This window comes from Veillonella parvula (assembly GCF_018366295.1).
Classification (GTDB): Bacteria; Bacillota; Negativicutes; order Veillonellales; family Veillonellaceae; genus Veillonella; species Veillonella parvula_P.
The window spans coordinates 80,853-90,906 of record NZ_JAGZIJ010000009.1 but is presented as its reverse complement, the minus strand read 5'-3'; the positions used below and the strand labels follow the sequence as shown (position 1 = coordinate 90,906).

Sequence of the window (10,054 nt, the reverse complement as noted above, 5' to 3'; positions counted from 1 at the left end):
CCAGGATCAAACTCTCCAAGATATCTTGAAGCTATTTGAATAGCTCATTATTTGTTGTCGTTACATTGAAGTAACTTTGAATTATGGTTGGTTTTGACTTTGTCAAAACCCGCACTCTGGCATATGTTCAATCGTTTTGATTGATTACCTATCATTGTTCAGTTTTCAAAGATCTGTTACGTTAGTTCTGCGCCCTAACGACTTGTATAGTATATCAATCTAACCTTAAATCGTCAACCTCTTTTCCAAAGATTTTTTCAACCGATTTTTGATTAAATTTATACTCACAATCATAACCAAAATCTCTAAAAATAGAGATAGAAAACTCACAAACCGAAGTTTGTGAGTTTTAATTTGGTGACTCACCCGCGACTCGAACGCGGGACACCCTGATTAAAAGTCAGGTGCTCTGCCAACTGAGCTAGTGAGTCATGTTGGCAGGGGTGGCTGGGATCGAACCAGCGCATAACGGAGTCAAAGTCCGTTGCCTTACCACTTGGCGACACCCCTACAGTGATTACGATGTGTAGGTTATGGGGTGAGTAGTGGGGATCGAACCCACGCGTAACGGAGCCACAATCCGCCGTGTTAACCGCTTCACCATACCCACCACCTTGTAGGTATCGAAGACATTGTCTTCGTAACAAAGAGAATTATATCTTTTCTAGAGATTTGTGTCAACACCTTTTTCTCAATTTCATTAATTTTTACAAACGAAACTTTTAATTGTGTTATCTCTAATATAAGCCCTTTAATCCCCATATAAATAAGGAAGCACTATCGGAAACTTTCGTTTCACAAATGGTGCTTCCCCATTATACATATTATTTACTTAGTTGGCAAATAATTTTTTACAAAATTTGGCAATGCAAATGCAGCTTTTTGAATATCTGCATTATAATACTTAGTTTCAAAGTTTTGTTCACGGTTTGGAGTCCATGTTAGAGGATCAAATGTTTTGGAACCCAATGTAAAACAATGCATTCCTGCAGGATAGATTGGAATAAAAGCTGTATATAAGCGAGCAATTGGGAAATGGCTATTAACGTAACCAAAAACTTTTTCCACTAATGGTTGATGTAACATCGGAGATTCTGTTTGTTGTACAAACAAGCCATCAGCTTTCAAAGCTTTTAATGTATTCTTATAGAATTCTTCTGTAAATAAGCCTTCACCAGGACCGATTGGATCGGAACAATCCACGATAATTACATCATAGTAATCTTCTGCTTCTGCCATGAAACCAATACCATCACCAATTTTTACAGTCAATTTAGGGTGGTTTTCAATCATAGCTTTAGCAATAGTTGGTAGATATTGTTTTGCCAACTCTACAACCTTACCATCGATTTCAACCATTGTTACTTCTTTTACACAATCATGACGTACACATTCTCTAGCTACGCCACCATCACCACCACCGATAATCAAAACGCGCTCAGGATTAGGATGTAAGAACAAAGGGATATGGCTCATCATTTCATGATAGATAAACTCTTCACGCTCAGATGTTTGGAACACGCCATCTAAAGCGAGCATCATACCATACTCTTTTGATTTAAAAACCTCAATTTTCTGGAACTCAGATTCCCCAGAGTAAAGCACTTCTTCCGCTTCAGCGCTTAGACGTAAGTGAGGTGTTTGTTCCTCAGTAATCCATTGACTCATGTAGTACCTCCTACTATTTATACTACAATACGCATCGCAAATCACTGCGATGCGTATGTATATTACTTTAATTGCTCTATTACTTACTCTTTGCGACTAATGTAACAGAATCCACCACCTAAAATAGTGTCTTTCATCCAATTCGCCAAAGAGAAATCACGAATTTCACCTTCATCAAAGATGCCACAGCGGATATCATCGCCGTCCATAAACATCTTGTGAATCGGAACCCAATGCCAGGTATAGAGAGCCTTCTCTTTTCCTTTATGACGATTTAAAAATGCTACAGGCACATCCTGTGCCAATGCATCATGTATAAACTGAGCTGCAGCCTCCACCTCTACGCGTGATGCACAGAACGGAGATACATTCAACATATGTACATCATAAGATAGGCTTTTATCCTCGAGTAAGCGAGTAAGACCACGTTCCATCCATTGAGTTTTATAAACACCACCACCAAAACGTGGCTTTACATATTTCCAAACTAAGTTCATCCGTTCTAAAGCAAGCGTTTGGTCGGATGTGGTTTCTAGATCTAATAAGCCATCCCTAAATAGCGAATAGCCCAATACTTGTGATGCCGATGTAGGCCCACAACCAGACAAGCGTTGCCACTCATCAGTGAACCACTCTTGGTCATACCCATATGATGTTTTACCATTTACATCGATATATAGCCATTCTGGATGTTTAATAGATACTTCATTCATGAGATTAACCTTCGATTACTTCTACAGTTTCCATGATAGCACCTTGTTGGATACCATCAACTACATCCATACCTTCAATGACTTTACCAAATACAGTATGTACACCATCTAAATGAGGTTGTGGCTCATATACAATAAAGAACTGACTACCACCAGTATTAGGGCCACGGTGAGCCATAGATAAAGCACCGCGCTCATGTTTATGCGGATTGCCAACTAATTCATCTTTAATTGTATAGCCAGGACCACCTGTACCGTTGCCATTAGGACAACCACCTTGTGCTACGAAACCAGGAATTACACGGTGAAAACGAAGGCCATTGTAGAAGCCTTTGTTAATCAAGTCGATAAAGTTTTGTACTGTGCCAGGCGCTTCTTTTTCAAATAATTCAATTACGATATCGCCGCCGTCAGCCATATGGATTTTCGCTTTTTTCATTGTTCAGGTACCTCCAAAATTGTACGCAACACATGTGCTGCTAATATAAAACCTGCCACTGGTGGCACAAAACTACATGTCCCAGGACTTGTGGCATCACCACGGAACTGTGGTTTTGTCGGTTTTTCAGTAGAAAATAAAACTAATTGTTTTTTTATACCCCGTTTTTTGAGTTCCCGACGCATAACGCGTGCCAAAGGACATGTATGAGACTTATTGATATCTGCAATCATAAGTTTTTCTGGGTAAAAGCGATTACCTCCGCCCATACAAGAAATAACAGGGATGCTTTCACGTTGACAAACCTCAATGATATTAAGTTTCGCCGTTACCATATCGATGGCGTCAATAACATAATCAACGTTCAAGCTTTGAATAAATCCAGGATAGATTTCCTCAGTATACATAATATCATGGGTTTCTATCACCACATCAGGATTAATGGAAAGAGCTCGCGCCTTTGCCACCTCTACCTTACGTGCCCCAATCGTATCATGAGTCGTAATCATTTGGCGGTTCAAATTGCTAGGCGCTACGGAGTCACCATCAATAATGACGATGCGCCCCACACCAGCTCGCACTAACGCCTCAAGGGCACCACCACCTACGCCACCGACACCAAAGAGTGCAATAGACGTGTCCTTTAATGTTTGGATTTTATTGGGACCAACCAACCACTCTAAACGAGTTAACATATATTCCATTAATATTTCCCCGTCGGAATGATTTCGGTCCAATATCCATCTGGATCCGCTATGAAATAAATGCCCATATCAGCATTTTCATAAGCAACAACGCCCATTTCTTTATGCTTTTTAAGAGCCGCTTCATAGTCATCTACATAGAATGCTAAGTGGAATTCATTATCCCCTAAATTATAAGGGCGATCCCAGTCACGCAACCATGTAAGTTCTAATTCATGTGCTGTATAAGGACTTTTTAAATACACGAGAGTGAAAGCACCGCTTGGGTCTTCCAAACGACGAGACTCCTCGAGCAATAACGCCTCTTTATAGAATGCTAGACTTTTATCAAGGTCTTTAACATTTATATTATTATGAGCAAACGAAAACTTCATAGAACCCCCTTCGTAAATACAGGATGTTTTTGTAGGAATTCTCCTCTTTTTATAGTAACACATTTGGCAAATCTATATCTAGTTAATGATATCTAGTTAATAACAAATTTTGCCGTACTACCATCGTCACCGCGAATAACTTCTAAATGAGCAGGTATGCGCGATTTTAACTCAGGTACATGGGAAATCATACCGATAAGGCGCCCAGAAGATTGCAATTGTACCAATGTTTCCATAGCTAGTTCCAATGTATCTGGGTCAAGCGTGCCAAAGCCTTCATCGATGAACATCGTATCCATATGGATACCACCAGCATAGCTTTGAATAACATCCGCTAATCCCAAGGCAAGCGCCATAGAGGCCAAGAATGTTTCGCCACCCGACAAGGTATTTGCCGGTCTAGATTGCCCCGTGAAAGCATCCATAACTGCCAAATCAAGGCCTTGCTTGCCACGACCACCACCTGTATAGTCAGATCTTTCCAAGGAATATCTGTTGCGACTCATCTTCTGAAGTCGTAAATTGGCTGCATATACGACCTCATCTAAGATAGCCCCCAATACATAACGCTCAAAGGTAACATTTTTAAAGCCTTGCTCCCCACCATTAGCGAGATCATTTAATCGGCTTAAGAACTTCACCTTTTCCCGAGCCTCGCCCATAGCAGTTTCAAGTGTTTCTAATGAGGTGAGCGTAGTTTCGATATGCTTTGTTTCTTTATCCCATGCCGCAAGATTACCTACTAGTGTATCTCGATGCGCTACTGCTGTAGCATAGATTTCATCGGAAACAGTCTCACTTGGCTTAACCACAGTTTCTGCTACCTTTAACGCTGCATCATATACAGCTTGTGCTTTATTAAAGGCTTCATCCAAAGCATGCAGCTGTGTTCTATAGGTCTCTATCTCTTTAATATCACGTAAAGCCTCTACAAAATCATCCTCTCCTAAAGAAATGGCTTGTAATGACTTTGTATAGTTCTCATACATCAAATTAAGATTTTTTGTTTCTTCTTTTACTTGAGAGGACAAAGTTTCTAAGCGTCCGCGTTTGGCATTCAACTGTTCTCGAGCAGCATCTAAATTAGTTTTACCAACTTTCACCTGCTCATCGTAAACCGTAATCTCACTATCTAACGACTCTAGCTGTTTTTGCCACGCAGCTATATCCGTGGTTGGTAAAGTTTTAGATAGAGCATCAATGTTAGCCTGTACTGAGCTAATCCGAATCTCTAGATCGTGTAGATTTTTAAGTAATTCATTATGGGCAAGCTCTAAAGTTGCTAACTTATCTCTAGCTACTTTTAACTTATGCTCCTTGTCAGCTATAGTTTTACTTAACAATTCAGTCTCACCACGTAAAGCTGTGAGTTGATCCATTTTAGCCAACAAATCCTGTTGAACAGATGCAAAGTTTTTCTCAGAAAAACCGTCCATAGATAACTTTAGCGTATAAACTTGTGCCTCTACTTGCTTAGTTAACTCATCAAGACGAGTAACTAAGGTTTTCTGTTGTCCCACTTCGCTAGCTTGCTTTTGTAGTGCTACGTCACGGGCTTTACGAGCCTCTTCAATTTCATCCTTAGTCGGATAAATCTCTGGCTTCGCCGCTAACTGTGGATGATCTGTAGAGCCACAGACCGGACAAGGCTCATTAGCTACAACTAGATGAACTAGCTCAAAGGCACGCCCTTCTTGCATTAGATGCTCTAATCGTTCAAGATGTACCTTTACAACCTGCACTGTTTCACCTAAAGACGCTAACGTTTGACCTTTATCATCGATTTCTTTTTGTACCTTACTAATTTCCTCTATTAATTCAGAATATCTATGTAAATCATTTAGTTGCCCTTGAATAACAGTAATATTCTCTAAGGATTTGTTATTATCTTGTAACTGTTTACGCAAACTTCCTAAGTCGTTTTCTAAAGTTTTTACAAGCTCCCGTTGTTTAGCTAAGGCATCTTCGCTTTTTTTACTATCTAATTCTTCTAAACTACTATGCAGTGTAGAGAATTTCTTTTTCAATACATCTAACTCGTCAAACTTCTCTGCTTGTTGTTGAAATTGAGCTAAGGTAGTTCTCTTAGCTTGTATACTTTCAGATTGACCTTCTAAGCCACTGTAAACCTCTAAACATTTAGCCTCATGTTGAGTTGCTAGTTCCACATGTTTTTTCGCATCTGAAAGGGCCTGTTCTAAAGTTTTTAATATAGCTTGTTTCTCAATATATTGTTTATATAATTCATGAGTTGGTGCCAAAGAGTTAAGGAACTGAACCTTTTCGCTTAGATTTACACGCTCAGTTTCCCTTGCTTTCATGAGTTCAAGTTTCGAAGTAGCCTCAGCAAGAGATTGTTGAGCCTGATTATATAACGACCATTGATTTCGGAGCACATTAAACTGTTCTACCACGGTTACTGCCTCATCTCGATCTATAGCAAGAGCTTCTCGATGTGGGCCCCGATTTGCTAGTAACTCACGCACATGCTCAATGGTTACCATTGGAGTTGCTCCATCATGAGGGATGGACTGTATGAAGGCAGTTTGCTTTGTTAGATTTTCTTCAATACCTGCCTTTGCTTCATCATAGGCAGTCTTGAGTGCTTCTTGTAATTTCCTATATAGTTCCGTTCTAAAGAGTGTATGTAGTAATTCCTCACGTTCACTCGTAGAGGCCACTAGTAACTTTCGGAATTCCCCTTGAGGTAATAGCACAACTTGTAAGAACTGATCCTTGCGAAAGCCTATAATTTGCTGAATGGTATCGCGAATGGCGGCAGCCGAGGTGGCAATAACCTTCCACTCACCATCTTTCTTTTCATATACAGTAGCGCTAGCATTCTGCTCACGCATCCCTGTACCACGTTTCTTTGCTACCATCTGTTTCGGTAACCGTTCAACACGATATTGTGCATCGCCAATAGCAAAGGAGAAATCAACACGAGTCATTCGATGAGGTTCTGCAAAGTCACTGCGAATAGCATCTATTTTACGTACTTCCCCACTCGGCTCACCATACAAGGCATACACCATGGCATCTAAGATTGATGTTTTCCCTGCCCCTGTAGGGCCAGCGATGAGAAACATGGAATGGTCTTGGAGCTCGTTAAAGTCCAATGTGACCGAATCACGATACGGACCAAAGGCTTCTATAGTTAATGATATAGGCTTCATTTAGTCCTCCTTAAGAATTCGGTCCCATACAGAGTTGATATATTGCTGTTCTTGCTCTGTTAAAGGTTCCTTCCACACAGTTTCTGCAAATTGATTAAATAGATCCCGTTCATTTAATTCTTTGAAAATTGCCTCACCCATATCTGCTATAGGCCCTGCCATGCGACCAACTAGATCAATGGTCATACAACGATGATATACCTGGCGCAGTTTAGCCATTCCATCCATAATCGGCATCGTATCAAGTAAACGAGCTTGCACATAATCATCCCTATGTTTAGCCTGTAATACTTTATCATTTAACAGGTCTTCAAAATATCCTTCCAAAATGACTACATCTCGCTTCACCTCTACAGGAATTGTACTAATATCTACGGTCCCCTTTGTATCCATATCAATGATGGTGAAAGACTTCTTTTGCATATGTTCATCAAAGGAATACTTTAATGGAGAGCCACTATAGCGAATACAATCTGCACCCATTCGTTGAGACCCATGCAAATGTCCCAAGGCAGTATAGTGAAAATCTTTAAAGGCTTGAGGATTTACCTGTTCACTGCCACCTACAGACAAGGTACGCTCTGAGCCCCCTACTTCACCGCCCATAACAAAGGCATGGCTAATGGCGATACTGCGCATCCCCTTAGGCACTTGTTTATACAAGTAATTACTCCAAGCCTGATACATTTGGTCATAATTGTGCAGATTCAAAGCGCTTTCGCAATTTTGTTCATAACACGGTGTTACTATGTCAGCAATTTCAATATTGGCAGTTTCTGTATTAGTAGACTCTACATCAGCAAATAAAGCCTCCCCTATGCGCCGGGGTTCACTAAAAGGCATAGGACAAATTGCCACCTTGCCATCTGTCCCTTCAAATTCAAAAGGCTTCAACGCGTGATGAGGAGAGCCCCAAATATGGATACCCGATTGGCCCAACATAGAGCGCCCCACTTCAAGACGTTCTGCCCCATCGTGATTACCGCTCACCACAAAGAGAGGCACCTTGTAGTCCATAGCTAGACGAGTGATGATGGAGTCCCACAATTCGATAGCTTCAATGGGTGGCACCGCTCTATCAAAAATATCCCCTGCAAGCAATATGCCATCGATGTTTTCATCTTTCAAAATATTAAAAAACTGATGTTCCAACACATGAGCTTGGTCCCCTGTTAAGTACTGGCCATAAAAAATACGCCCTAAATGCCAATCGGCAGTATGTAAAAAACGCATTTTGTCCCCCTTTCCAGTTCTCCCTATACCTTACACAATGTATGTATTCAAATGCCAAAACGATCTCTTAGTCCCATAAGTTTATGGAAATTCAATAACTTTATATAACTTTATATAGCTTTATATAACTTTATATAGCTTTATATAGCTTTAATAGCTTTAACAGCTTTAATAGTTTTAATAACTTTATGAGTTTGCAATAACTAGTATAGCATCAGGTATTCTACATATTTATTATATAACTAAATTAACATCTGTATTTTAATTATTTATTTTCTACGATAGAGCGTAGCATAGCAATTTCCTTTGCGTAACCGTCCAATTCATTTGGTGTTTCCAAGTAGAATGGCAAGTTCGTCAATTTAGGATGTGTTACAACGCGAGCAATAGCATCGATACCAATATGTCCTTCCCCAATTTTTTCATGACGATCTTTATGGGCCCCCATAGGATTTTTAGAGTCATTCAAATGAATGGCTTTCAAACGATCAAGACCTACAATTCGATCGAACTCGTCAATAACGCCATCGAGATTATTTACGATATCATAACCCCCTTCGTGAATATGGCAAGTATCAACGCACACACCCATGTACTCTTTTAGTTTTACGCCATCGATGATGCGTGCAATTTCTTCAAAACGAGAGCCAATTTCTGTACCCTTACCAGCCATTACTTCCAAGAGGACTGTTGTCTTCATACCTGGAAATAAGATTTCATTCAAACACTCTACAATGTATTCAATACCTTGATCTACGCCTTGCTTCACATGGCTACCAGGGTGAAAGTTATACATTTGACCTGGCAAATATTCCATACGCTCTAAATCTTCCATCATAGATTGCTTCGCAAAAGCGCGTAAATCCTCTTTGGCGGCACATGGGTTATAAGTATACGGTGCATGGGCCAACAAGGTACCAAAGTTGTGTTCTTTCATATATACACTAAGGTTATTCATATCCTCAACATCGAGAGCTCGCATGCTACCACCGCGAGGGTTGCGCGTAAAGTATTGGAACGTATTTCCCCCAATTTTAGTCGCTTCCTTGCCCATATGTAAATAACCTTTGCTAATTGATAAGTGACTGCCTATTACAAACATAATACTCCTCTATATATGACTATACGATTTCTACAATTTTATAATTATAAAACGCCTAACTCTAATATCTATTGTATTATGCTTATAGCTATTTTTGTTACTATAGCTATTCTATAACACTAATAGATAAAGATATATGATAACTAATATAACCCCTGCCGTGAAGGAGCCCTTCAACAACAGGGGTTATCTATTAATGACTTTCTTTTTTTGCACACTCAGGGCAAACACCTTCAAAGGTAATATGTTGACCTGTGATTTGATATTCACTACCTTGATCAGCAATCGTTTTGATAGCTTTCAAATCAATGCCCATCATATCCTCTACCTTATTACAACGAATGCAACGGATATGGGAATGAGCTTGTGTGTCCCAGTCGTAATGAGCGCGCTCATCACCAACTTCTAGAATTTTAACAAGACCGATTTTTTCAAAAATCTCCATCGTCTTGTACACTGTAGCCAAGCTCATGCTTGGATGTTCTGGGCGCAACGTATGATACAACATCTCTGCTGTTGGATGATCATGATGACCACGCAAAGCATCATAAATCGCAATACGTTGTGGGGTTACTTTAAACCCCTGACTACGCAAAATTTGTGCGATATCCATAATAATCTACCTTTCTCCACTTGGAAATCTAT

Annotated in this window: 9 protein-coding genes and 3 tRNA genes; all 12 read right to left on the bottom strand. The window is 40.0% G+C overall.

Features of this window, described 5'->3' with window-relative positions:
- Window positions 1-355: 355 nt before the first annotated feature.
- Window positions 356-431: transfer RNA gene (locus tag KHY58_RS08510), tRNA-Lys, on the bottom strand.
- A 4-nt stretch (window positions 432-435) separates the two neighbouring features.
- Window positions 436-510 (bottom strand) — tRNA-Gln (locus KHY58_RS08505).
- Window positions 511-534: 24 nt separating this feature from the next.
- Window positions 535-610: transfer RNA gene (locus KHY58_RS08500), tRNA-His, on the bottom strand.
- A 218-nt stretch (window positions 611-828) separates the two neighbouring features.
- The gene (speE, locus tag KHY58_RS08495) at window positions 829-1,668 is read right to left on the bottom strand and encodes a polyamine aminopropyltransferase (protein WP_004695340.1); all 840 of its coding nucleotides are present in this window, start codon (window positions 1,666-1,668) and stop codon (window positions 829-831) included.
- 83 nt (window positions 1,669-1,751) lie between these two features.
- Window positions 1,752-2,381 carry a hypothetical protein gene (locus KHY58_RS08490; RefSeq protein WP_004695338.1) on the bottom strand — a complete coding sequence of 210 codons (630 nt, stop codon included), beginning with the start codon at window positions 2,379-2,381 and terminating at the stop codon, window positions 1,752-1,754.
- A gap of 4 nt (window positions 2,382-2,385) precedes the next feature.
- Window positions 2,386-2,820, bottom strand: coding sequence for a peptidylprolyl isomerase (locus KHY58_RS08485; RefSeq protein WP_004695336.1), 435 nt, complete (start codon window positions 2,818-2,820; stop codon window positions 2,386-2,388).
- The gene (locus KHY58_RS08480; RefSeq protein ID WP_060919884.1) at window positions 2,817-3,524 is read right to left on the bottom strand and encodes a tRNA threonylcarbamoyladenosine dehydratase; all 708 of its coding nucleotides are present in this window, start codon (window positions 3,522-3,524) and stop codon (window positions 2,817-2,819) included. Before KHY58_RS08480 ends, KHY58_RS08485 begins: the two co-directional genes overlap by 4 nt.
- A complete protein-coding gene (locus KHY58_RS08475; RefSeq protein WP_004696890.1) occupies window positions 3,524-3,898 on the bottom strand; it encodes a VOC family protein in 375 nt (124 codons plus the stop codon). Before KHY58_RS08475 ends, KHY58_RS08480 begins: the two co-directional genes overlap by 1 nt.
- 92 nt (window positions 3,899-3,990) lie before the next feature.
- Entirely contained in the window at window positions 3,991-7,074 is a 3,084-nt protein-coding gene (locus KHY58_RS08470; protein ID WP_278473028.1) for an AAA family ATPase, read from the bottom strand.
- Complete coding sequence (locus KHY58_RS08465) at window positions 7,075-8,307, bottom strand: exonuclease SbcCD subunit D (protein WP_156696939.1); 1,233 nt, start codon at window positions 8,305-8,307, stop codon at window positions 7,075-7,077.
- A 265-nt stretch (window positions 8,308-8,572) separates the two neighbouring features.
- Complete coding sequence (locus KHY58_RS08460) at window positions 8,573-9,409, bottom strand: deoxyribonuclease IV (RefSeq protein WP_024061601.1); 837 nt, start codon at window positions 9,407-9,409, stop codon at window positions 8,573-8,575.
- A gap of 193 nt (window positions 9,410-9,602) precedes the next feature.
- Window positions 9,603-10,022: a Fur family transcriptional regulator gene (locus tag KHY58_RS08455; RefSeq protein ID WP_004695325.1), complete on the bottom strand. Its 420-nt coding sequence runs from the start codon at window positions 10,020-10,022 to the stop codon at window positions 9,603-9,605.
- Window positions 10,023-10,054: the final 32 nt, after the last annotated feature.